This is a genomic window from Cytobacillus sp. FSL R7-0696 (assembly GCF_038006865.1).
GTDB lineage: Bacteria > Bacillota > Bacilli > Bacillales > Cytobacillaceae > Cytobacillus > Cytobacillus kochii.
In genome coordinates, this window is the sequence record NZ_JBBOWA010000001.1 from 135499 (window position 1) to 160504 (window position 25006).

Annotated in this window: 26 protein-coding genes; 10 read left to right on the forward strand and 16 right to left on the reverse strand. The window is 34.5% G+C overall.

The window, feature by feature from the left end:
- Positions 1-54: 54 nt before the first annotated feature.
- From MKX29_RS00670 to MKX29_RS00680, 3 genes are all read right to left on the reverse strand, one after another.
- Positions 55-1614 (reverse strand): fatty acid--CoA ligase family protein, encoded by a 1560-nt coding sequence (locus MKX29_RS00670; protein WP_341103361.1) that lies wholly within the window; start codon positions 1612-1614, stop codon positions 55-57.
- Between the two features lie 209 nt (positions 1615-1823).
- On the reverse strand, positions 1824-2810 hold the full coding sequence (locus MKX29_RS00675) for a lipoate--protein ligase (RefSeq protein ID WP_095369897.1): 987 nt from the start codon (positions 2808-2810) through the stop codon (positions 1824-1826).
- A gap of 12 nt (positions 2811-2822) precedes the next feature.
- Positions 2823-3557 carry an MBL fold metallo-hydrolase gene (locus MKX29_RS00680; protein WP_341103365.1) on the reverse strand — a complete coding sequence of 245 codons (735 nt, stop codon included), beginning with the start codon at positions 3555-3557 and terminating at the stop codon, positions 2823-2825.
- A gap of 158 nt (positions 3558-3715) precedes the next feature.
- On the opposite strand from MKX29_RS00680, the gene yhfH reads away from it, so the two are divergent.
- Entirely contained in the window at positions 3716-3850 is a 135-nt protein-coding gene (gene yhfH, locus MKX29_RS00685) for a protein YhfH (RefSeq protein ID WP_095369898.1), read from the forward strand.
- A gap of 500 nt (positions 3851-4350) precedes the next feature.
- Here the strand turns inward: yhfH and MKX29_RS00690 are convergent, their stop codons facing one another.
- The 3 genes from MKX29_RS00690 to hemE all read right to left on the reverse strand — a co-directional run bounded on the left by MKX29_RS00690 (position 4351) and on the right by hemE (position 7046).
- Positions 4351-4929: a TetR/AcrR family transcriptional regulator gene (locus MKX29_RS00690; RefSeq protein ID WP_251161295.1), complete on the reverse strand. Its 579-nt coding sequence runs from the start codon at positions 4927-4929 to the stop codon at positions 4351-4353.
- 104 nt (positions 4930-5033) lie between these two features.
- Positions 5034-5969, reverse strand: a complete 936-nt coding sequence (gene hemH / locus MKX29_RS00695) for a ferrochelatase (protein ID WP_341103369.1) — start codon at positions 5967-5969, stop codon at positions 5034-5036.
- A gap of 36 nt (positions 5970-6005) precedes the next feature.
- The gene (gene hemE, locus MKX29_RS00700) at positions 6006-7046 is read right to left on the reverse strand and encodes a uroporphyrinogen decarboxylase (protein ID WP_224937665.1); all 1041 of its coding nucleotides are present in this window, start codon (positions 7044-7046) and stop codon (positions 6006-6008) included.
- A gap of 175 nt (positions 7047-7221) precedes the next feature.
- On the opposite strand from hemE, the gene MKX29_RS00705 reads away from it, so the two are divergent.
- Positions 7222-7722, forward strand: coding sequence for an antibiotic biosynthesis monooxygenase family protein (locus MKX29_RS00705; protein WP_224937664.1), 501 nt, complete (start codon positions 7222-7224; stop codon positions 7720-7722).
- Between the two features lie 123 nt (positions 7723-7845).
- Here the strand turns inward: MKX29_RS00705 and MKX29_RS00710 are convergent, their stop codons facing one another.
- From MKX29_RS00710 to MKX29_RS00725, 4 genes are all read right to left on the reverse strand, one after another.
- A complete protein-coding gene (locus MKX29_RS00710; RefSeq protein WP_224937663.1) occupies positions 7846-9246 on the reverse strand; it encodes a hypothetical protein in 1401 nt (466 codons plus the stop codon).
- A gap of 182 nt (positions 9247-9428) precedes the next feature.
- Positions 9429-10145: an EcsC family protein gene (locus MKX29_RS00715; RefSeq protein ID WP_341103377.1), complete on the reverse strand. Its 717-nt coding sequence runs from the start codon at positions 10143-10145 to the stop codon at positions 9429-9431.
- 42 nt (positions 10146-10187) lie between these two features.
- Positions 10188-11405: an ABC transporter permease gene (locus MKX29_RS00720; RefSeq protein WP_341103379.1), complete on the reverse strand. Its 1218-nt coding sequence runs from the start codon at positions 11403-11405 to the stop codon at positions 10188-10190.
- On the reverse strand, positions 11398-12138 hold the full coding sequence (locus MKX29_RS00725; protein WP_095369905.1) for an ABC transporter ATP-binding protein: 741 nt from the start codon (positions 12136-12138) through the stop codon (positions 11398-11400). Before MKX29_RS00725 ends, MKX29_RS00720 begins: the two co-directional genes overlap by 8 nt.
- Positions 12139-12706: 568 nt before the next feature.
- Here MKX29_RS00725 and MKX29_RS00730 point away from each other — a divergent pair.
- The 7 genes from MKX29_RS00730 (at position 12707) to MKX29_RS00760 (ending at position 17584) form a co-directional block, all read left to right on the forward strand.
- Complete coding sequence (locus MKX29_RS00730; RefSeq protein ID WP_251161292.1) at positions 12707-13129, forward strand: HIT family protein; 423 nt, start codon at positions 12707-12709, stop codon at positions 13127-13129.
- 305 nt (positions 13130-13434) lie between these two features.
- A complete protein-coding gene (serC, locus tag MKX29_RS00735; RefSeq protein ID WP_341055044.1) occupies positions 13435-14511 on the forward strand; it encodes a 3-phosphoserine/phosphohydroxythreonine transaminase in 1077 nt (358 codons plus the stop codon).
- A 127-nt stretch (positions 14512-14638) separates the two neighbouring features.
- Positions 14639-15166 carry a tryptophan transporter gene (locus MKX29_RS00740; RefSeq protein ID WP_224937658.1) on the forward strand — a complete coding sequence of 176 codons (528 nt, stop codon included), beginning with the start codon at positions 14639-14641 and terminating at the stop codon, positions 15164-15166.
- 144 nt (positions 15167-15310) lie between these two features.
- On the forward strand, positions 15311-15685 hold the full coding sequence (locus MKX29_RS00745; RefSeq protein WP_224937657.1) for a YtxH domain-containing protein: 375 nt from the start codon (positions 15311-15313) through the stop codon (positions 15683-15685).
- Positions 15686-15940: 255 nt separating this feature from the next.
- Positions 15941-16516, forward strand: a complete 576-nt coding sequence (locus MKX29_RS00750) for an HTH-type transcriptional regulator Hpr (protein ID WP_224937656.1) — start codon at positions 15941-15943, stop codon at positions 16514-16516.
- Positions 16517-16758: 242 nt separating this feature from the next.
- Positions 16759-17310, forward strand: coding sequence for a DUF3267 domain-containing protein (locus MKX29_RS00755; RefSeq protein ID WP_180316987.1), 552 nt, complete (start codon positions 16759-16761; stop codon positions 17308-17310).
- 94 nt (positions 17311-17404) lie between these two features.
- Positions 17405-17584 (forward strand): hypothetical protein, encoded by a 180-nt coding sequence (locus MKX29_RS00760; protein WP_095369911.1) that lies wholly within the window; start codon positions 17405-17407, stop codon positions 17582-17584.
- Between the two features lie 72 nt (positions 17585-17656).
- Here MKX29_RS00760 and MKX29_RS00765 read toward each other — a convergent pair whose 3' ends face one another.
- Both MKX29_RS00765 and MKX29_RS00770 read right to left on the reverse strand, forming a co-directional pair.
- Complete coding sequence (locus MKX29_RS00765; protein ID WP_095369912.1) at positions 17657-17758, reverse strand: YjcZ family sporulation protein; 102 nt, start codon at positions 17756-17758, stop codon at positions 17657-17659.
- Between the two features lie 63 nt (positions 17759-17821).
- Complete coding sequence (locus MKX29_RS00770; protein WP_095369913.1) at positions 17822-17911, reverse strand: YjcZ family sporulation protein; 90 nt, start codon at positions 17909-17911, stop codon at positions 17822-17824.
- A gap of 281 nt (positions 17912-18192) precedes the next feature.
- Between MKX29_RS00770 and MKX29_RS00775 the strand changes: the two genes are divergently transcribed.
- Positions 18193-19080, forward strand: a complete 888-nt coding sequence (locus MKX29_RS00775; RefSeq protein ID WP_095369914.1) for a peptidylprolyl isomerase — start codon at positions 18193-18195, stop codon at positions 19078-19080.
- 105 nt (positions 19081-19185) lie between these two features.
- Here the strand turns inward: MKX29_RS00775 and MKX29_RS00780 are convergent, their stop codons facing one another.
- The 4 genes from MKX29_RS00780 to MKX29_RS00795 all read right to left on the reverse strand — a co-directional run bounded on the left by MKX29_RS00780 (position 19186) and on the right by MKX29_RS00795 (position 24797).
- Positions 19186-19374, reverse strand: a complete 189-nt coding sequence (locus MKX29_RS00780) for a sporulation YhaL family protein (RefSeq protein WP_341103385.1) — start codon at positions 19372-19374, stop codon at positions 19186-19188.
- A gap of 190 nt (positions 19375-19564) precedes the next feature.
- Positions 19565-20509, reverse strand: a complete 945-nt coding sequence (gene yhaM / locus MKX29_RS00785) for a 3'-5' exoribonuclease YhaM (protein WP_224937652.1) — start codon at positions 20507-20509, stop codon at positions 19565-19567.
- A 71-nt stretch (positions 20510-20580) separates the two neighbouring features.
- Positions 20581-23577, reverse strand: coding sequence for an ATP-binding protein (locus MKX29_RS00790; protein ID WP_341103389.1), 2997 nt, complete (start codon positions 23575-23577; stop codon positions 20581-20583).
- A complete protein-coding gene (locus MKX29_RS00795) occupies positions 23574-24797 on the reverse strand; it encodes a metallophosphoesterase family protein (RefSeq protein ID WP_341103392.1) in 1224 nt (407 codons plus the stop codon). The genes MKX29_RS00790 and MKX29_RS00795 overlap by 4 nt, the downstream gene beginning before the upstream one ends.
- Between the last annotated feature and the right edge of the window lie 209 nt (positions 24798-25006).

The following is a 25006-nucleotide window of genomic DNA, read 5'->3' on the forward strand; positions in this document are numbered from 1 at the left end:
ATTGATATAGTTACTCTAAAATATTTAGAATCTTTTGTCAACATGTTTTTTAACTTATGCTTCCTGATTTTCTAGTACCTTTTTCTTAAGAGCACGTCGCAGTATCTTTCCTGTTGTATTCTTCGGCAATTCTTCTAAAAATTCTATAGAGGAAGGAATTTTGTATTTGGCTAACTTTTCTTTACAATAAGTCAATAAATGTGCCTCTGTTAAATTTTCAGTTTTAGGTACAATATAGGCTAAAACTTTTTCTCCTGTATTCTGATCAGGTACACCTAAAACAGCCGCTTCTACAATGTCAGGATGGTCATAAAAAACCTCTTCTACTTCCCTTGGATACACATTATAGCCACCAACAATTATCATATCTTTCTTACGGTCAACAATGTAGAAGTATCCTTCTTCGTCCCTCTTAGCTAAGTCACCTGTATATAACCAATCTTCCTTTAAACAGGCAGATGTTTCTTCAGGCATTTTGTAATATCCTTTCATAACGTTAGGGCCTTTCACAACAAGCTCCCCTACTTCACCTACAGCGACCTCTTCTCCTAATTCATTAACTACTTTATTTTCAACATGAATAATAGATGTGCCAATCGACCCCGGTTTCCGTGGACGATCTAGTGGGTTAAAGCATGTGACCGGAGAAGCTTCTGATAAGCCATAGCCTTCAGAAATAACCACATTGAATTTCTTCTCAAAATTTTCTAACAATGCAACAGGAAGTGAAGCACCTCCAGAAATACATAATCTCATAGATTGGAAGACACCAGGGTTGCCTTCAGGATATTGATAAAGAAAATTATACATTGTAGGCACGCCGGCAAAAACAGTTGGCTTGTATTTTTCCGCTAAACGGAAAATTTCTTTCGGACTAAATTTAGGGTCTATTAAGATTGTTGCTCCACTTATCAGAGGTGCATTCAAAGCAACAGTTAAGCAAAACACGTGAAACATAGGTAAGGTTGTAATCACCGTGTCACGTTCATTAATTTGCAAATAGTCCGCGACATCACTCGCATTACTATACAGGTTACGATGAGTTAACATGGCTCCTTTAGGTTTGCCTGTTGTTCCTGATGTATAGAGTATAATCGCGACATCATCGGGTGTAACATCTGCATCAACAAATGTTACATCTCCATTGGAAACAAGCTCTGAAAACGATTTCAATTTAGGAAATACCGACTTATCTCCCAGAGCTGGAAGTCCACTTGTTTGACCGGTTTCGCAGACAATATAATGCTTAATATCTGTTAATAAATGATGCATTTTTTCTGCTAATGGTAATAATTGCTCAAGCATAATCACCGCTTTTACATCACCATCTCTTAAAATATAGCCAATTTCTTCAGGCGTATAGATAGGGTTTATCGGTATGACCTTTGCTCCTAGCTTTAACGCACCATATAAACTAATAACAAAATGCGGCGAATTACCAAGTAGCAAGGCAATATGATCACCTTCTTTAATACCTAATGACGAAAGTCCTGATGCAAACCTTGTTACTTGTTCATCGAGCTTTGCGTATGTACATGCTTGATCCATAAAATAATACGCATTTTTTTCCCCATTTTCTAAGGCAATCTTGTGAAGCTGACTTGTTAAATTCAAGTTTCTCCCTCTTTTCTGAATGAATAGTCATTCATTTTTATAATATAAATTTTCTAAATTTATTATATTAAAAGAAATTTCAGGATTCAAGTAGTCTACGGAGATCTACTCTATTTTTTTCTTTATAAATAAAATAAAAAGCATAAAAGTTCTTCATCCTAAACGGTGAAAATACTTATATGCCTTAGTAAAAACAGACTGATACAGCTCTAATAAACTAAATTTACAAAGTCTTCTATAGTGATATTACCGAAATAATGTTTTATATTTACACCAGCTAGCGCCTTTTCAATTTCACTTTTTTCGTAGCGGATGCCTTCTAACTTTTCTTCAATATCGGTTACATCTCCGACACCAAAGAAATCACCGTAAATTTTACATTCAGTAATTTGTCCTTTTGTTACATTCAGTCTAATGTCAATAGAACCCACTGGGAATCTTTTAGAATGCTCATAATCAAATTTTGGTGACTTGCCATAGTTCCACTCCCAATTTTGATATCTTTGTTCTGAGATTTTGTGAATTTCTTCCCAGTCTTTTTCTGTTAGGCGATATTCACTTACTTCACTACCTTCAAAAATATGATGTAAAATTAGCTGTCTAAATTCTTCGATAGAAATTTTTTCAGTTAAAAATTCAGAGATGTTTGCTACCCGGCTACGAATAGATTTGATTCCTTTTGATTCAATCTTATCCTTTCTCACTTTAAGTGCAGAGACAACATTTTCAATTTCTGAATCGAGCATTAATGTTCCATGGCTAAACATTCTCCCTTTTGTAGAGAACTGTGCATTTCCAGAAATCTTTCTCCCATCTACTGTCAAATCATTTCTACCGCTTAATTCTGCATTTACACCTAACTTTTTTAGAGCAGTAATTACTGGTTCAGTGAATTTTAAGAAATTATGAAAGCTTTCGCCATCATCCTTTGTGATGAAACTAAAGTTTAAATTACCAAGATCATGGTATACAGCACCGCCACCAGATAAACGGCGCACCACATGCAGTCCATTTTTTTCAACGTATTCTGTATTGATTTCTTCAATCGTATTTTGGTTTTTACCAATTATGATAGATGGTTTATTTATGTAGAACAATAGATATGATTCATTAATATCTAAATTCTTCAACGCATATTCTTCAATAGCTAAATTAATGCGAGGATCTGTAATTCCTTGATTATCTATAAATTTCATGGTACCACTCCTTTAAATTTCAAAAGTCATGCCAAATGCGGCTAGACTAATCGGTCCTTTGTACTCTGTTAAAGCTTCATCCTTTAACGATTCTATATTACCATAATGGGGCAAATGGGTTAATAGAAGATGCTTCACTTTAGCTATTTGTGCTAACCGACCAGCATCATAGCTATTCATATGTCCCGCATTTTTACCTTCTTGATGTCCAAAAAAATTACACTCACATAGAAGTATATCTGCTTCATGAGCAAACCCTTCTAACTCTTCTTTATATGAGGTATCACCTGTATATACAATTACTTTATTATCTACTTTTATCCGCATCGCAAAGCATAATACAGGGTGGTTGGTCCGTTGAAAAGTAATTGTAAAGGGACCAACTGTTAATGGTAGGCTCTCTTTAATAGGTACACCTTCTGAGATATTTTTATAATTTAATTTTTGGAATTCATATTCATTTTCATCATGCCCATAAATCGGTAAAATACTTGTTTTTCTTCCTAAGTACCCTTGAATTAAACGACCATGTTGAAGTACACCTATATCAGCATGATGATCTGGGTGGTAGTGGGAAAGTATGACTGCATCTAACTCCTCTGGTTGTTTAATCTCTTGCATTTTGGATAAAACAGCACTTCCACAGTCAATTAATAATGTAAAATCATCATGCTCTAATAAATACCCCGCAGTTGCTTCTCCCACTTTTGGATAACCTCCACATGCACCTATAACCGTTAACTTCATTGCATTTCCCTCCTTTTGATTCATCTCTAACTATACTAAATAATGCCCATTTTTTCATTTTTTCTAATTTGTATTGAAACAGTTGTTGACTATATTAAACTGTTATAATACAATGTAAATATCAAAACAATTCAATTAACGATTAGGAGGCTTCAACCATGGTTCAAAACATTTTAGATTTCTTTAGGAATCTCCCACAAAAGCAATGTACTGAATGCGGGAAGTCCATCGAAGAGCAACATGAATGTTACGGTAATAAGTGTGACCATTGTTTAGGTGTCTCAGATTTATAGAATGCTAGTTTCCATCCCTTAATATATAACCATTGGAAGAAGAAGGCCTGCTCCCCTTAGCAAGTCTTCTTTTTGTTTTACTCCAACAAGCCTTCTAGTATGAATGACTTTTGAATCCAGGTGTAAAAAGAATAAATACTGTTACAGGAAACCTCAGCTTGGCATTTCTTTCTGGTTTTTGATCTGAGTGAGACGCAAATCACCTTTGCTCAGCTCTCATTTCCATTTCCGATTTTGACTGACTTGGAAACTCTATTTGCTCGGCTTCATTTCTGTTATTCAAACAGAATTACTTATTTAAGTCAGGACTCTCTTACCCCGCTGAGTGAAGATTGGTTTTGCTAGAGTAAGCTAATTCTCACAATATTTTACCGCTGCTTAGATTTACCTTTTAAATAAACACGATGCAAATAACTGTTATCTAAAATCACTTTATTAGAAACAAAAAACCAGCCCACACTTGATGTGCGAGCTGATTTGATGATGATTCCATTCTACATTCATGATTTTATAAGCCCTTTAAACACATACCTTTCCATAAGCTCAGCGATTTCACTTTTCGAAAGTGGAGCATGCTGTCTTTCCCAATCAAAAATGAGTGATATGTATAACTTTAACATAATAAAGGCAGTCAATTCAGGGTCGCACGGTTCTATTTCTCCTTTATCAATACCTAATGTTTTTACCTTTTCTCCTATATAAGAAATGATTTCTCTTTCTATTTTGTTCGTCATCTCTATAACTGCAGTGGTCCCCATTTCTTTTCCCTCTTGGAACAGCTTAATTGTTAATTGATGCTCTAGTCTATATTCCAAAATACGATATAGAGCTAAATGTAAATTTTCTTGTAATGATAAATCCGATGACAAAACCTGCTCTGCCTCTATTTTCATTTCTCTAATAAGTGCCGTAATAATTTCATCGAATAATTCTTCTTTATTTTTAAAGAAAGTGTATATTGTCCCTTTTCCTACATTAGCGATTTTGGCTACCTGCTCCATTGTTGTAGCTTTATAGCCAAAAAGAGAAAATGATTTTGTGGCAGCTTGAATAATTAATTGTTTACGGTCAATGGCCATCTACTTCTCCCCTCTCTATGACCAAACTGTTCACATTGTCAAAAAATCCTTAAAAAAGTAACCGCTCCTTTATGAAAATAAAAAAAGCGGTTGCAATCAACTCATTACTTATTTTTCATTCTGTCTAAGACAACTGTTGCTAAAGAATCAATAAACGCTGGATGACTATTTGGCATTTCTGGACGATAGTAGGCAGCTCCTATTTCATCTGTAACCACCTTACATTCATAGTCATTATCATATAAGACTTCTAAATGATCAGCGACAAAACCGACTGGTGCATAAATAAATGCTTTATAGCCTTTTTTTGCATGTAAATCTCTTGTTAAATCCTGCACATCAGGTCCTAGCCATGGGTCAGGTGTATTTCCTTCGCTTTGCCAACCGACAGCAAATTCACGAACGCCAGCTTCTTTAGCAATTAACTCAGCCGTTTCTTGTAGTTGTTCAGGATATGGATCACCATATTCTTTAATCTTTTCTGGTAAGCTATGTGCAGAGACAATTAAAATATATTGCTCTCTTTCTTCACTTGACATTTTAGCAATTTGCTTCTTCACACCATCTGCCCAAAATTGAATAAATTTCGGTTCCTTATACCAACTATCGACTGAGTAAATAGTTGGACCGCCAAGCGTCTGAGCTTTATCTTCTGCTCGTCCATTATAAGATTTAATGCTAAAAGTAGAATAATGTGGTGCAAGAACAAGACTGACAGCTTTAGTAATCCCATCATCATGCATTTGTTGAACTGCATCTTCAACGAATGGTTCTATATGCTTTAATCCGATATAAGCTTTAAACTCAAATTGATCTTGAATTTGATTTAAATGCTCTTGAAGTGATAGCGCTTGATTCTCAGTTATTTTTGCTAATGGCGATATTCCTCCAATCGCTTTATAGCGACTCTTTAGATCTTCTAACATCTCTTCCGATGGAGTTCTACCATGTCTAATATGTGTGTAGTAACGTTCAATATCTTCTTCTTTATAAGGTGTTCCATAAGCCATTACTAACAAACCAATTTTTTCTTTATTCATTCTTACACCTCTTTAAAAATGATTACTTTTTCTTTTTTATTTCCCAAATTGTTCCTTAGAATAACTGTGGATAAACGATGTGAGTTTTTTTAATGTTTCAGGATTTACTTCTGGGAAGACGCCATGTCCTAAGTTGAAAATATATCCGGGTTGACTCATTCCTTCATCAAGAATAGTACGGACCTTTTTCTCAATTACTTCCCACGGAGCAAGTAGCAAGGCTGGCTCTAAATTCCCCATCACTGTCTTTGAAATACCTCTTGACCTTGCTTCACTAATTGGCAACCTCCAATCAAGGCCTACAACATCAATTGGAAGGTCATTCCATTCATTTGCTAAATGACTCGCGCCAACACCGAACATAATAAGTGGTACCCCTTCATCTTTCAAGCCAGAGAAGATTTTTTCCATGACAGGTTTAATATAAATACGATAATCTTCTACATTTAATGCACCAACCCACGAATCAAAAACTTGAATGGCACTAGCACCTGCTTTAATTTGTGCTTTTACGTATGTAATTGCCATTTCACCTAATTTATCCATTAGTGCAAACCATGCTTTTGGTTCTGAATACATAAACGCTTTTGTCTTATAATAATTTTTAGAAGGTCCACCTTCAATCATATAACTCGCTAATGTGAATGGTGCACCGGTAAAACCAATTAACGGCACAGTTAATTGCTCTTTTGTTAATAACTTAATCGTATCTAGAATATATGGAACATCTTCTTCAGGATGTATCTCGCCGAGCTTCTCAACGTCTTGCATCGAACGAATTGGTTCATCAATGACTGGACCCACACCAGGTTTTATGTCAACTTTCACACCGAGGCTTGGAAGCGGTGACATGATATCCTTGTACAAAATAGCGGCATCATTGTTATACTGTTCTACAGGAAGTCTTGTTACATATGCGCATAATTCAGGTTGATGTGTAATCTCGAACAAAGAGTATTTTTCCTTAATTGCGCGATATTCCGGCTGTGATCTGCCTGCTTGTCTCATATACCACACAGGCACATAATCAGTCTTTTCTCCTCGAGCCGCTTTAAGGAATGTATCATTTATAGTCATTAAATTAAGTCCACCTTTCATTTGCCTTATGTATTTTCCATACAAATAAGCTTAGAATTATTCTTATTTAGTAAATGTTCACATTAACTATAACTTTTTTCGGTGTTTATTGTACAGTACCCGCTTCAAATGTCGAAAATTTGACGTTTTTATCATCAAAATCGAGGTGAAAGTAATGAATCTTTATATGACAAGCGGCACTAAAAATTTTCTACTTCCACTGATGGAAAAATTCAGTAATGAGAATATCGTTCTCATGCAAAATAGTCAGAATACCCTATTAGTACATGAAACAGAAAGCAAAAAAAGTAAGTTTCAACAACCAAAATCTTATCACATCCATGATTCAACTGGAGACCTTCATAGAAGTAAATTTATTGCTATTCAATATATCCCCTTAACTGATGAAGGAAAACCCATTTTCGAATTCAAATTTCAGCAATTCTCTTCAAACTTTACAAATACAAATGGGTTCCAAGCAGCTAGGGTTTTAACTCCGATGAAAGGTCATACTTATGTAATTATTACAGCCTGGGACTCCGAATCTTCATATAAGAACTGGGAAAGTACAAATCCTATAGCAAAAAAAATACAGGAAGAACAAAGTAGTAAGAAAGAATTACTATCAGATCCTGCATATACCAGTTTTTATTATATACAAACGGCAGATAAATAAAAGCTTTCCCACTTAAAAAAACATCAGTCAATTACAGTAATAGACAAAAACGCTCGCGACGAGAATGTTTATAAAAAGGCTGAGGCTACTTCACTTCGCCTCAGCCCTATCAATTTTTTATCACTATATTAAAAACATCGCTACAATTGTTGTCACAATCAAACCAATGACGACAGGAAGAAAATTACGTCTCGCTAACTCAAATACATCCACTTTACATATAGCGGCAACGGGAATCATTGCCCATGGAATTAACGCCCCGCCACCTACCCAAATTCCTGCAATTTGACCTAAAGCAGTTAATGTTGCTGCACCACCACCAATCGCTGTACCAAACAAACTACCAATAGATCCAGCCAAAGATATTCCTGAAAAACCTGATCCATCCAAACCAGTTATTGCTCCTACTACCGTTAATGTAATCGCACCAACTTGTGCAGTTAATGGTACAACAGATGCAAGTGCAACGCCTAAATCGTTGACGATTCCATGTGAATGTTGAGGAAGCTGCTCTCCGATGATTGCCTGAAACCCAGCATCTCCCAAATAAAAGAATGCAGCAATTGGAATCACTGGTCCAAATACTTTAAACCCGAATTGAAATCCTTCGACTAAATAAGTGGTTATTTTTTCGAGGCCTTTTTGTCTATGAGAAAATAATGTAATCGTGAGTAAAATGAGAATGGCTGTACCCCCAATTAAAGCGGTCGCATCTCCTCCTTGAAGGTCGAATAAAAACATAACAACCACATCAATCACAAATAAAATGGGAATAAGAATAGCAAAAATCTTTTTTTGTATAGGTGTAAGTAGGTTTGCTTGCGGTAAATCAGTTGGTAAATCTGTACTTTCCGTCATAGCTGTTGACATATTAAGTTTGCCTGAATTCATATCCCTCTTAATAAAGAAAAACGCTGTTAAGGTGGTCACAACCCCCATAACAATGACGAGTGGAATACTTGCTGAGATGACATCACCAACTGGTAACCCTGCTGCGTCTGCAGTCAGTTTAGGGGCAGCCTGAATAACAAAGTCTCCTGATAATGCTATACCATGACCAAATAAGTTCATTGACATCGCTACTGCTAATGCAGGCAGACCTGCTCTTAAAGCCACTGGTAATAACACTGCACCAATTAAAGCAACTGCTGGAGACGGCCAAAAGAACCATGAAATTCCCATCATTAAAATACCTATTACCCAATAAGCTAATGTTGGTGTTTTAATCAGTTTAGTAAATGGTGAAATCATGACATCATTAATGCCAGTTGATGTTAATGTTTTGCTCATACCTACAATAATTGAGATGACTAATATTGTAGGTAATAATTCCGTAATAGCAAAAATAAAACTGTTAAAAATTCCACTGATCGAAGAATTAATCGAATTCGTTGCTGTGATCGCGATTAAGAATATCCCGACTATACAAATAAAGGTTGTATCTCTTCTAGCGACCATAAATCCAATAATTAACAAAATAAACACAACATAAATCCAATGTATTGCTGTTAATTCGACGCCCATGTTCGTCATTCTCCCCCCTCATCCATTTATTAGGCATCTGCCCTAATGGATTACTTTAAAATATGTTTGGGAGAAAAAGTTGTGTGTATCACCATTCGACATGGCCAATTTTTTTGTCGGAATTCCCCGGGAAATATGTTTTAATAACAAAAAACCACAGAGTAACATCTGTGGCACTTAGTTCAGTTATTTTGTTGGATTCTTCTTAACCGATAAGCATTTTTAGCGACCGCCCCTAATTGTTCTAATAAGTGAAAATTAGCATATGCACCAACGACCGCACCAATCCCAGGAATCATTTGTAGCATTTTAATTAAGTCAATATGGTCCCTGTATTCTTGTTGAAATACCTGCCAATCCATATCTACAAGTTCTGCTTTTCTATTTTCCCAATCTTCAATGATATCCATTGTTTCTCTGCGTTTATCATCACTTGAAAATGCTAATTGGAAAATATGAAGTAAAAATAATCTTTCTTCATATTCTGAAGTATCAAAGCCATATATCATTGCTGCTTCAAATAGGAACTTCATTTTTATGCTAAGAAGCAGTGGGAAATCTGCTAACCCACCTATAAAACCTACAGCACCTGTACCTGCTCCTTCAACGGAAGCCGTATTTCTATATTTAATCAACGTCTCTGTTAACTTTTCATCTTGTTCCTGTAATGTAACCACTATTTGAGAAGGTCTCTTTGTTGTATATTCACTCCCCCATAATGTAGCTTTTACCATATGCTTTATCGCATCTGTTATCAAGTAATGAGCTTTTTCTGGGATTAATCCATTGAATTTATCTTGGGCCTGTTTGGAGGTTCTTTTCCATAATCTTGACTTTTTCCGCATTTGATAAAGCCAATCTTTTACTTCTCTTGAGACAGCCTCCTCATAACTCCCCATAATATCACCACACTCCATTATCAATTATTACTTTCTATCAGCTTACGGTTGAGAACGCAATGTTTTCATCATATAAAGATATGCATAACCAACGGCTACTGACCCACTTAAGACGAGCACACCAAAACCTACAAAGAAATTCCCTTTTATCATAATGAGTAACGCATAAATGATGGCTTGAATGATTAGCACACGAGCAATTAACCATTTAAATGAATTTTCTCGAATTTTAAAATCGACTGGGTATAGATCTATCCATAATTTATTTTGATGTTGTCTCCACAATGGCACGAGTTGAAACCCAGTTAGATAGATAAAAAGCATGGCAATAACAATTTGCGCGATTCCATTATTAATAAAATAAATCAACACACCGCCGATGGCTGTTAAACGGAAAAAGATGCCTAGATAATCTCCCGTTCGGAGAAAAGTTCTTAAGTATAAATAATGAAAGGTGTTTTCCTGCTGATAGGAAACCGATTGTAATAACCAGTCCAACCATTTTCTCCGCTTAATTTGATCACGTAAATGTGGTACATCTGTAAACATATTTGCCACACGATAAAACTTGGCCATTTTTCTCTCTTCCGATTGAATTAAGAATTCCCACTTTAATCCTTTTCCTTTTGTTTTCTGATAAAAATACAAATAAAGTAATAAGAGAATACCTATAGTGGCGATCGTGAACCCAATATGTGCTGAGCTAAATATGAAAAATAACAACGCAACATTAATGACGAATCTAACAAATGAGTCAATTAAATGGGTTGTATAATCCATCTCATATTGGACTCGCCAACGAATAAGCATATTCACACCTTTTACTAACAACAAAATAATTAAAAACGGAAAAAACGAACTGAAATCTCCTTGATTTACACTTGCATACAACGGCATTAACACGGCCAAGCCAATAAGAATTAAGTAGGAGGATAATAAAAAGCTAGTTAAAATTGCTTTCTTGAAATACCTACCTAGTTTATTCTCTAATGGCAGTAAAAACACACGATCTGCTTCTTCTAAAAAGGTATAAATCGGGCTATATGTAACGATAAGACCAAGTAGAATGGCCATAATTTCTGCCACTGGAAAATCCGAAGTGAGCGTTTTTAGCCACTCTTGATAATAATAGGCCACTGTACCAATAAGAAATACCATTACAATAACGATGTGGCCATTGAAAATATATTTTAAGTAGCGACTTAGTTCCTTTGTTCTATTCGCTAAGCGATTCTTCCAGATACTTTGTATATCATTCATAATTTTCTTCCTTTGTTAACTGGATATATAAATCATCTAATGTAGCACCAGCCATATTAAATTGTACCCTTAGCTCTTCTAATGTGCCTTTCGCTCTAATTTCACCTTCATGTATGATCACAAAGCGATCACAATATCTTTCTGCAGTTGCTAAAATGTGAGTGGACATCAGGATACCTGCGCCGGTATTTTTCATTTTCTCCATTAAATTCAATAGTGATTGAATTCCGAGCGGATCGAGCCCTACAAAAGGTTCATCAACAATATATAAGGAAGGTTGTACAAGGAAAGCACACATAATCATTACTTTTTGTTTCATTCCTTTAGAGAAATGGGCAGGAAACCATTTTAAGCGCTTTTCCATCCTAAATTCTTTAAGTAACTGTGCTTTTCTTTCTTTTAAGGTTTCACGTTCGAGTCCATAAGCCATAGCTGTCATTTCTAAATGTTCATCTAAAGTTAATTCATCATACAAAATTGGCGTTTCTGGTATAAAGGTATATTGTCTACGATACGCATCTTTGTCACTTAAGAATGTTTTCCCATTAATTGTTATCTCACCTTTATTTGGCTCCATAAGACCAATAACATGCTTGATTGTTGTACTTTTACCTGCGCCATTCAGTCCAATTAATCCTACAATTTCATTCGGTTTGACATCAAAGGAAATACCCTTTAATACGGGATTTCTCGTATAACCACCTGTTACCTCTTTAATATTTAATAAAGTCATTTGATCGACCTTCCTTGTAAAAAGTTATTCTTATTGTAAGTAAATTAAAACCATATTGTAAAGAAAACAACTATTTTTTTGGGTGACGCATATCTCTTCTTATTACGGGCATTCTATTTTATGAAGGGGAATACAAATCAACATTCATTATCTTAATGAATGAACTTGAATGAGGTGTCTACGGCAGACAATAATCTTTCAAACCGATTGTAGCTTCAAATGCAACTATTAAAGGAGATGTTTTTATTGCACAAATGTAATGAAAACGCATTGAGCTTTTTTTAAACATTTAAATCGCTTTACCGAAAGTGGTTTAAAACATCATTTCTAAATGAGGTGTTTATTAAAGATACCAATTACAAGTAGTTTGTGATGGTAGTTATTCAATGCATTTAACAAAACTGTCAAATGAGGTGTTTGTTAAAGAGTATTTCCAAGAGTAGAAGCCAAGAAGCATTCCCCTTCAATTTCGGCAGGATTCTTATTGAATCCTGCTTCTTTTATTTATGATTGGTCTTAATTTATGATAAAATATGGTCAATTCAAGTATAAGGGAGATGAAAAAAATATGAGTGACTGCATCTTTTGTAAAATAGTAGCTGGGGAAATCCCCTCAGCAAAAGTGTATGAAAATGAGCATGTCGTTGCATTTCTAGATATCAGTCAAGTAACCAAAGGACATACGTTGATTATTCCGAAGGTTCATAAAGAAAATATCTTTGAATTAGATGAAGAAACAGCCCGTCACGTATTTGAAGCTGTTCCAGCCATTAGCCGTGCGCTTAAAGCAGAGTTCCAGCCTGATGGATTAAACACGATTAATAATAATGGGGAAATTGCTGGCCAAACGGTCTTTCATTATCATATGCACCTTATTCCTAGATATGGCCAAGGTGATGGTTTAGGTGTCGTATGGAAAACACATACTTCAGAATATACGCCTGAAGATCTCCAAAAGATGTCACAGCAAATACATAGTCATTTATCATAAACCTTTTATCAGGCACAGCAAGATATCTGTGTCTGATAAAACCTATTTACAATATTTCTATCAACCTTCCATGTAGTTGTATCTACACTCAAGACCCCAAAGCCAATAAATATATATATTTTCTCCTCTCCATCTCACTTTCCTTTAACCATCGTCCTGAAAGAAACCTTACTTAAAATATTTCTAAAAAAATTCAAAATCTTTTTAATTAATTCTGTACAAATGTGTTTTTTTTGATAACATAATGATATCTTTATTTCGCTACAGCGATATAGTACAACATTGTGAATGATGGAGGGAAAAGCATGAAACGAGCATTTAACTTTAATGCAGGTCCAGCAACTTTGCCATTTGCGGTCCTAGAAAAAGCAAAAGAAGCTTGGCTAGATTTTAATGGAACAGGTATGGCTTTAATGGAGTTAAGCCATAGAAGTAAAGATTATGAAATAGTACATAACAAAGCTATTGCCTCATTAAGAAACATCCTTTCCATCCCAGATGATTATGAAGTTCTTTTTCTACAAGGTGGAGCGAGTTTACAATTTTCTATGATCCCAATGAATTTGTTAAAGCCAGATCAGACGGCAAACTATATCCTTACTGGCTCATGGTCAGATAAAGCATTAAAAGAAGCCAAAAAGGTTGGTTCCACCCATGTTGCTGCTTCGACGAAGGAAACGGGCTATCATCGCATTCCTGAGCTAGAGGAAATTAATTTGTCAGAAGATGCAGCTTATCTTCATCTAACGAGTAATAATACGATCTTTGGAACACAATGGCACCAATATCCAAATACACAAGTCCCGCTTATTGCAGATATGTCAAGCGATATCTTGTCCCGCCCACTTCAAATAGAGCAATTCGACCTTATTTATGCAGGTGCACAGAAGAATTTAGGACCTTCTGGGGTAACAGTAGTTATTATTCGTAAAGAACTCATTCAAAGTCAACCAGCACTACCTACTATGTTAAACTATGAAACGTTTGCAAAAAATAACTCTTTATATAACACACCTCCAACACTAGCGATTTACCTTCTCTCTCTAGTTTTAGAATGGGTAGAAGAAAATGGTGGGATAGATGCAATAAGCAAGAGAAATGAAGAGAAGTCTTCCCTCTTATACAATATGATTGATAATAGCAATGGCTTTTACATTGGGCATGCTGATGAGAAGAGCCGATCTCATATGAATGTCACTTTTAACTTAAAAAGCGAAGAACTTTCTACCAAATTCCTTGAAGAGGCGAAACAAATAGGATTTGTTGGGTTAAATGGACATCGCTCTGTTGGAGGATGTAGAGCATCTATTTATAACGCTGTTCCATTAGAACATGTAGAAGCTTTAGTATCATTTATGAAGAACTTCAAAGAAAAATATTAACCATAAAATAGATATGTTCATATGATATTTGTGATGTTATAATAAATAAAAGTTCTCGCTGCAAGCAATGAGTGCATTGTAGGAGAATACAGTTCAAAATGAGATTAGTTTGAGGAGAGATGAGAAAATGAAAAGTAAAAATATTGTTGCCCTTGCCCTTTTGGCAGGAATGGGTGTTGTCCTACATGCCATAACTCCGCCGATTTTTATGGGTGTAAAGCCTGACATGATGTTAGTCATGATGTTTTTAGGCATTTTATTATTTACCGACGTCAAAAGCGTTGTTCTTATTGGACTTGTAAGTGGTATTCTTTCAGCCTTGACTACAGGATTTCCAGGAGGACAAATTCCTAATATTATTGATAAGCTGATAACTGCCTTTATATTTTATGGTCTTTTGTCACTGTTAAAAAATATCAGCGCTAAATCAATTGTCGCTATTGTCTTAACAGCGATTGGCACACTGATATCTGGATTTTTATTTTTAACATCCGCTTACATCATTGTAGGTCTACCAGGTGCCTTTATCGGGTTATTTGCAGCAAGCGTCTTACCAACCGTATTATTAAATGCCGGTTTAATGGCAGTATTGTTCCCAATTACAAAATCTATTAATAAACGTACTAAATTAAATGAACACGCGATTCATTTATAAACTTCCCCACCTGTAGTAGACTACAGGTGTTTTTTTTATGTTTAATATAGCTATTAAGCGTGGAATATAAGGGGTAATAGATGTTCTTTTTACTGGATTCATGTATGATATACGTAGACATTAAAATTGAGAGGAGAGTTTAGATTGAAAGCGAAATCACTTTTTTTAGGCTTTGTCGTTGGCGGGGTAGCAGCTGCTGCAGCTACACTCTTTACTGCACCTGCTTCTGGTAAAGATACCCGAAAATATATTACTGTACAATCAAAATCGGCTTCTATTCAAATAAAAGAATTAGGTAAACAACTAACTGATATCAAGAATCAGATCGTCCATGTAGGTGAAGAAGGGAAAGTAGCTCTTTCCACCTTAACCGAAGACGTATCATCTTCCATTAAACAATGGAAAAGTGAAATACTTCCCCATCAACAAAACTTACAACAAGAAATCGCAAATATTGAAAAATCAATAGCTGAATTAGAACAAACCTTAAAACATGCCAATCCAATGGACAAAGAATAAATAGCCTTCTGTTTTACAATCCTTCTTTTTTCTCTAATTATTTTAGAAAAAAAGAAGGATTTCTTATTTTAAAAAAGAAATCTAATATATTATGTTATAAAAATGGTTTGCTTTAAGATTATGCCAAATGCTAACAGAAGTATTACTCCTAAAAACAAGAAACAAAATCTAAAAATTATGCAAATTAATATCTTTATTAATTTTTGCTTTATTGGCATAATAAATATACAATAATAAAAAAGTAGGTGAAGCGAAATGTCAGAAACGAATTTCTCAATCAAGGAAGCCATGCTTTTCAGTCAAAGGGTTGCTCAATTGAGTAAAGCTTTATGGAAATCTATTGAAAAAGATTGGCAACAATGGATTAAACCATATGACTTAAATATCAATGAACACCATATTTTATGGATTGCTTATCATTTAAATGGCGCATCCATTTCTGATGTAGCGAAGTTTGGCGTTATGCATGTATCTACCGCATTTAATTTTTCTAAAAAGCTTGAAGAAAGAGGATATCTTGAATTTTCAAAAAGAGAAAGTGATAAAAGGAATACTTACATTAAATTAACGGATAAAGGTGAAAGCGTTTTTCTAGAATTAATGGAAACATATCATCCAGATAAAAATTCTGTTTTTTCAGGTGCGATGCCTTTAAAAGAATTATATGGAAAATTCCCAGAAATCATTGAAGTGATGGCCATTATCCGCAACATTTACGGAGATGATTTTATGGAAATATTCGAAAAATCATTTTCAAATATTGATAACGAATTTGAGGAAAAAGATGGTAAACTATTAAAGAAGAAAGAATATACAAAAGAATTAGTATAATTTTGTACGATAAAAGCGGAATTATAAACAAACTTCTCCGCTTTTTTATTTTGGTATAAAAGACAATATATTCATTGATTAAAAATAAAATAATGAAAACCCTTACATCCCTTCACTTTTATGTTGAAATATAACAATCATTTTTTTATCGAAAAAATGGTATTGATTTTTCTTAAAGAGGAGAGTAAAGTAGTGTTTGAATTTAAAACATGAGCGCTGAACTGCGAGGGATTATTTTGTTTATGAGCTGTGTAAAGGAGATAAATGTTAACAAGCAGTATGGACAATTATGGTTGGACTTCATGTCTGCTATACTGGCATTTACAGTCTTTATTATCACATATTTACCAATGAATTATTTGTTTCCTGATACAGTGATTAATACAGAAAGTTTAAGTATCTTTACCCTCTTTCTGATTGGATTGTATCCTATCCATAAATTGATTCATTATATTCCATTAATGCCGGTAAATAAAAATATAAAGAAATCGTTGGAATTACGATCAAAATGTGTACCCATGATACAATTAAAAGTCAATGAACCAGTACCTAAATTGATGTATCTAAGTGCTTTAATCGCACCAATACTATTTATTAATGGAACACTTTTGTTGTTAATGTTATCATTTCAACAATATGGAGCGTTTTTCATCATTCTTTTATCTTTGCATATTGGATTATCATGCCGTGATTTAATCTATATAAAAATCGTAATGAACACACCTAAATTTTCATATATTGAAGAGAATGAGGTTGGACTCAATATATTAATACAAATCAAGGAAACTAGATAAAATCCACTCTTCCAACCTTTTATACTATCTTTTTATGATTATTTTTGATATTGTAAAACAATAGACTACGATTGACTAGGGGAGGGAATCATCGATGATCTCCATTTTTATTATTTTTGCTGTATTTATTCTATACAATATTAACAGACTTACTTTTTCCTTATGTTTACAAAAGGAAATCCCAGAGGAGAAACAACCGAAAGTATATCGAACAATTAATGTTTTAATTACGATACTGCTTATTTCTTCCTTTGTTGAAATTGCATTTACTTAAAATAAATGTAAAAAAAGCGGCGAGATTTTCGCCGCTTTTTCTCTGTATGGAAAAGCTTGAGGTATGAATTAATTAGCAAACCCAAGAAGCTCCAATAATGACTAATAAAATGAAAAGGACAACGAGTAAAGCGAAACCTCCACCGTATCCAAATCCTCCACCGCCGTGTGACATGGATTTTCCTCCCTTCTATCGTCCGTTATAAGTTCTTTCTTTATTGTCTTATAACGCTATTTTTTATAACCAAGCAGCACCTACGATGACTAATAGAATGAAAAGAACAACAATTAAAGCGAAGCCTCCGCCGTATCCAAATCCTCCACCCATGATAACACCTCCCTTATTAGGTTGTTACCACATACTATTCAAACACTCTGTCGTGCGAATAGGCGCGTATCTCGTCTTTTTATATTTTCTATAAACTTCTTTGGACGAAATATCATTTTCAATTTCTTTATATCCTATGTTGGACTCTCTAGAATGGTTAGTCTAATACCCAAAATTTTCTTAAATAAACCTAATTTTGTAGTAAATATTTTTGTTAAGGAAATGATTTGTGTTATAGTATTTACTGTGTATATACAACAATAAACGTGGGAGTGTTCAACATGAAAAAATGGATTTTATCCCTTTCTGTTGCAACAGGTGTATTAGTTTTAAGCGCTTGTAGTTCAGGAGATTCTGAAGTAGTAGTCGAAACAGGAAACGGAAATATTACACAAGAAGACTTTTATCAAGCCTTGAAAGAACAATATGGTGAACAAGTTCTTCAAGAACTCGTTTATGAGAAAGTCCTCTCAGAAAATTATGAGGTTTCCGAGGACGAACTTAATGAACAAGTAGATACAATGAAAGAACAATTAGGTTCTAACTTCCAATTAGCACTTGCACAATACGGTATGGAAAGTGAAGAGGACCTAAAAGAAATGTTAAGAACAGGTCTAATGCAAGAAAAAGCGGCAATTAAAGATGTTGAAGCTACCGAAGAAGAAATGAAGGAATACTATGAGAATTATAAGCCAGAAATCCAAGCGCGTCATATTCTTGTAGCGGATAAAGAAACAGCTGAAGAAGTGAAAAAGAAATTAGATGATGGCGAAGACTTTGCAAAAGTGGCGGAAGAATATTCAACTGATACCGCATCTGCTGCCAATGGTGGCGATTTAGGTTGGTTTGGAGCTGGCCAGATGGTTGCAGAATTTGAAGAAGCTGCCTATGCATTAGAAGTAGATGAAATTAGTGATCCTGTTGAATCACAACATGGTTTCCATATCATTCAAGTAACTGACAAAAAAGAAAAAGAATCATATGAAGATATGAAAGAAGAAATTGAATATCAAGTGAAAGTAGCGAAAGTTGATAGTACGATTATTCAAGAAGCAATGCAGAGGGAATTAGAGAATTCAGGTGTGGAAGTAAAAGATAATGATTTTAAAGAGTTATTCAAAGCTCCTGAAGCAGAAGCCGATGATGCAGAAGCAAAAGAAGAACAATAACATAAAAGACCTGGTTATATGACATAACCAGGTCTTTTCTTTGGTCTTAAAACCATTAGACTATTTATGTGTATATTTTCTTTCGTATCTATGGTTCAACCTTTATTATCCTTCTTGCCTTTCATATTGTTCTCGTTTGTCATCCCTAGCGGATTCTAACCTTTGCATATAAACTTCACCTTCCTGCTCAATTTGAGCATTTTCCGCCATTCTTTCATCCCTACCTGTCTTAATCGCCATAAATGCGCTAATGAAAATACCTGCAATCACAAAATAAAGCCATATAGGTACCATTGGACTCCTCCTTACTCTCTTATTAGAAAATATGTCTGCTCGTCCCATAATATGCAAAAAATTTTTCATAACCATTTTGCTCACCTTACTCTCATTTCCATAGGCATGACGAACATACACCCGACTGTTAAACCGCAAAAAAAGCAAGTTATGTGACATTCTTACATTCCACATACTTGCTTTTTCTCATTTATTCATGAAAGGTCGGCTTATAAAATGCCCGATTATCTAAAGCAAAAACTCTTTCAGTGTATTCACCTGGTTTGACTCTAGATAATGATCGGTCAAGCATATTCATTTTCGCATCTAAATTATCAATATAATGAATGATTTCCGCTTCTTTAATTAAAGGCGGTTTCGGGCTACCCCATTCTGCTTTACCATGGTGAGACAGAACAATATGCTGTAAAATAACGACCTCTTCTCCTTGAATTGATAGCTCCTCAGCCGCTGTCTCAATCTCACTAACCATGATGGAAATATGGCCGAGTAAGTTTCCTTTTACTGTATAGGTTGTGGATATAGGGCCAGATAGCTCTGTAACTTTACCTAAATCATGCAGAATGATACCTGCATATAATAAATCCTTATCCAATGTAGGGTAAAGGTTTGCAATCGCTTTAGCGAGATCTAACATTGAAACAACATGATAAGCTAAACCTGAGACAAATTCATGATGATTTTTAGTCGCTGCAGGATATTCTAGAAACTCAGCTTGATATTTCTTTAATAAATGTCTAGTGATTCTTTGAATATTAGGGTTTTTCATTTCAAAAATGTATTGTGTGACTTTCCCCATCATTTCTTCAGCGTCAATAGGAGCAGTTTCTAAAAAGTCCGCTAACTTTACCGTATCGTTTTCATTTGACGGACGAATCTGTCTTATCCGTAGCTGTTGTCGTCCACGATAATTTAAGATATCTCCCGCCACTTTGACAATTGTTTCTGGCACGTAATTATTTTCATCCTGTTCGGAAACATCCCAAAGTTTTGCTTCGATATCCCCACTTTTATCTTGAAAAATCAAAGTTAAAAAAGGTTTACCGTTACTTGCCACACCTTTTGTAGCATTTTTTATTAGTAAGAACAATTCAACCTGCTCTCCTGTATCGTAATAAACGATTCCTTTAGTCATCGTTACACCTGCCTCCTCTAAGTCTTACCTTTAAGTAAAAGTATACCATATCTATTTTACAGCCTTCATTTTTAAAAGCTTGTTGCTGTTTGTAGTTCACTTAAATCAATCACTTCATCCCCGTTAAAACTTTGCAACATGCCTTTATGACAAGTAAAGAAAATAATCTGCTGCTCTTTACCTCTTAGTACTCGCATGACTTCTTCCACTCTTTTATGATCAAAGTTCACAAATCCATCATCAATTATAAAAGGGAGCTGATACCGATGGAACACAATTTCTGCCAAGCTCAACCGCAAACTAATATAAAGTTGCTCAGCTGTTGATTGACTTAACGATCTTGGCTCAAAAAACATCCCTTCCTTATGCTCTAATAATAAATGGTCTTTGTCGCTATCATAAAAAATCCTCTTATATTGACCTAATGTTAAATCAGAAAAATACCTCTCAGCTTTCTTTAATATTTTAGGGAATTCTTCTTCTTTAAAGGTGTTCACCGTTTCAGATAGTAAGCTCTTTGCTGTTGCATACACGGCCCATTCCTTTGCCAACTCATTCCATTCTGCTTTTAATTGTTTGTATTTGTGTAATAGTTCAGCATAAATCCCACCTTCTTCTAATTGTTTAATTTCATAAGAAAGATGATGTAGTATTTCTTGTTGCTTGGTAATTCTTTCTTTCCTCGTATCAATGCTTATTTGGTATTCTTTTAATTGTTCTTCTGTCGGTCTTAATTCAACATATTTATTTAATTTCTCTTGTGATAAATTTGTCATATTTAACTTTAATTTTTCGGTTCGTAGCTCTTCTTTAATGGCTTGCTTCCTTTTAGCAGCCATCCCTTTTTCTTTAAAAGCTATGATTGAAGACACATCTGCTTCTTCTAGTAACGATTGAACATGCTTTTCTCTATTTGCTATTTTCTCGTCTATAATCGTAATATCTGATTGGATTGATTCTTTTATTTCCTTATTTTTTTCAAAGTTTGCAAGTTTGTTTCTTTCTTTATCGATGATATCTTTTAACTGAATCACGCCATCAGCATATGAGCGTGGTTCGATAACCAATAACGAGAAATAATGAGATAGTTTCTCCTCTATATTAGTAATAGATTGGCTTAAGTCATCCAATTTCGTTTTCTTTATCTTCTTTTTTCTAATCGTGCCCTTCATCTCTTCAATCAATAAGAAGGCATCAAGTAATTGATTTTTCATAGTTGATTTATTTAATTTATATGGCTCGGCAATGAGATCTATCTTACTATCAATTTCTCTCATCTCACCTTCCCACACTTCATATGCGGCGATGATTTTTTCATACTGACTATTGACATAATCTAATCGCCGAGCGTATTCGGCAACTTCGGCTTCTTGCTTGTTATCTCTTTCAATTTGTTGCTTCCATTCATCCACCTGCTCTTTAGCTGCGATGGGCTCATCTCTTTCTAATACCACTTTTTGTTGTCTTAAATAATCCAATTCATCCTTTATTCCATCAGAGTAGACTGCCTTCTGTTTAAAAAAAGAACTAATAAAGGTAAGACAGATTCCCCCAATCGCTAATGCTTGGATGAGGAATGAAGCTTCAAAAAATCCCCATATGCCAATGAAAATAAATAATAATATAAGTGAACTTATCTTCATATATTCAATTTTTTGGGCTTTCTTATCCTTAGTAATTGCTTGTTTATGTTTCTCCGTGAGCAATTGTATATTGACATTGATTTCAGTTAATCTCTGATGGTGACTTTCCTGTTGCTCAAAAGTAGTGATTTGTTTAACAATGTTTGCTCTCTCTTCCCTTGATAGTAACTTCTTTCTACTTTCATTTATTTTATTTTCTAATTCATTTAATTCAGTTCTTATAGTCTCCGACTCTTCATCCAATTGCAATTTTCTATCGGTCAACCGCGACTTTTTCTTCATTACATTAGAGATGAGCTCTTTTTGAAACATACTCGTATCAAAAGATAAAATTTCTTCCTCAGATATTTGCATATGCAGCTTATCTGACATATGCTGCAATTCTTCCTCCAAAGCTTTTATTTCGAGTTGCCATTCGTTTTTCGTCTGCACTTGATTCTCTCTGACAGTATTCAGTTCGCAAACAGCTTCAATTTCTGCTCTATTTTCAAGTATTTGCTTCTGTAACCCTGCATTCATTAATTTTTCGTCAAGGTTACTTCTTTTCATGATGAGTTCATTTCTTTGGTCTTCTAATACTTCCTTACTCTGTTGTATAGCCTCTAATTGCTTTAACCCATCTATTGGAAATTCATCTACGTCTAATTGACTTTCTTCATCTAGTAAACTTAAATAATGAAGATATACTTTCTCAACCGTAAACCACTTCCTTAAAGAGCTTAGCATCGCTTCTAACTGTTCCACTTCTTGTTCAAGTAGTTCGTTACTATGAATTAATTCTTCTTTTTTCTCCGTTCGTTCTTTATAAAGGTTATTCGTTTTTTCCGCTTTTTTTAGATTTTCATATGCTTTTTTTAGCTCTTTTAAACCTCTGTTTAAAACTGGCTTTGTTCCAGATGGCTTAAAACGCAAATCCAGTTGCTTTTGCAAATATTGTTCTGCCTTTAAAATGCCATCTGTTCCAACAACCCCGGAAGAAAATAAAAAATGCCCTAAATCTTCTTTACTAAATGATTGCACATTTTGAATATCAAACAGGTCAAAAGAAAAGATTGCTCGGTATAATGATTGGTCCATCCCTTGGATCAATTCCTCTAATAACGTAGAACCACCGCTTCTTCCAGAACTGAGCACAACGTTCACTTCATCTGGTGTTCTTTCCTTTACTCTCTCAATCATTGCTTCATGCCCATCTGGTAAAGTGACAATTAATTTTCCACCATATTGATTACTATTCTTAGGTTTATAATTTCTTTCATTTCCTTTTTTAGATGGAAAACCAAATAACATACTATGAATAAAAGACATTAGTGTTGATTTACCCGCTTCATTTTGCCCGTAAAAACAATGAAAATCGTTTAACTGTTCAATTTTGATATTTTCCCATTTTCCGTAACCATAGATCTCCATCCCTTTAAGCTTCATTCGTTCACCCCCTCCACTAATAGTTCAAGTAACAATTGTTTTGCATCTGCAACAATTTCTTTTTGATCTGTTAGTGATAATTCATCTATCCATCGACTTGCTTGTTTATGTCTATATAATGGGGATAATGCCTTCAGAACTATTTCTTCATTTGCAAGATCTAACATTTCTTTATAAAAAGGTGACTGACTTCGTAAACTTTCCTCATCCCACACTAACTGCTTTTTAACTTTTAACTCATTTACCCAAACGAAGGATTGTTGTATTCGTTCAGTTTCTTGGAGAAATTCTATTAATTCACCTGACCGAATGGCTTTTTCTTCTATTTCACTCATACTTAAGTGTTGTAATTCTAATTTAAGTATAATGGCTTTTCCTTCTCTTCTTTTTGATTCTAACAATTTGATACAATTTGATAATAAAACCTCAAAAGAATTGAATGAACTACAATCAAGGACCACTTCATCCCAAACCACATCATTTGTCTCAATAAATCGCTTCTCGCAAATATGCTCTTGTAATTCTATTAAATAACAACCCTTTATACCTGTTTCCTTTTTATGTCTTCCTTGTATATTCCCTGGATAAATAATTGGCGGTACTGTATTGATTTCAGCTCTTTTATGTATATGACCAAGGGCCCAATAATCAAACTGCTTTTCTATCAAGTCAGAAATCGTAAACGGTGCATAGTTCCCGTGTTCTGTTAATCCTTCCAAATTGCCATGTAAAATGCCGATATGATAACCAGCCGCTTCTTCTTTCTGATAAAGCTGAACCATTCTTTCATCGACATGTCGTTCTTTGTAACTAAAGCCATAAAGATGAATAATTGTATCGTTTTTTTGAATTCTAGTTACTTCTGGTATTTCACCAAAAATAAATACATTCTCTGGCATCGTTAATTTAATCCACTCTCCACCAAGATGATCATGGTTACCATGAACAATAAATGCACGAATGCCAGCCTTATGTAAACGTAACATCTGTTCTCGCAAGATGTTTTGTGCCTTTATACTCCGATCGCTTGCATCGTATAAATCTCCCGCTAAGATAACAAAATCAACTTTTTCACTTATTGCAACATCAATGAGCTTAATAAATGAACGAAATGTACTTTCCTTTAACCGCTCAAATATGAAGTCGGGTAAGTCTTTTAATCCAACCATCGGGCTGTCTAAATGTAAATCTGCAGCATGAATAAATTTGATAGGCTCCATTTTTTATCCCTCTTACATTTTTCTTTTATTTTAACGCAAACCAAAAGCGAATGCACGTTCTTACTTGATTGATCGTAGAATTGAAATTTAATGAAAGGATCAGAAGACTCAGCTCAGTCTCTTGTTCACCTTAATGGTAGTTTTGCCCTTTATATCAACTTGCTAAATACTAACCATCATGCTTATTTAAGAAATATTCGTTTCTTATC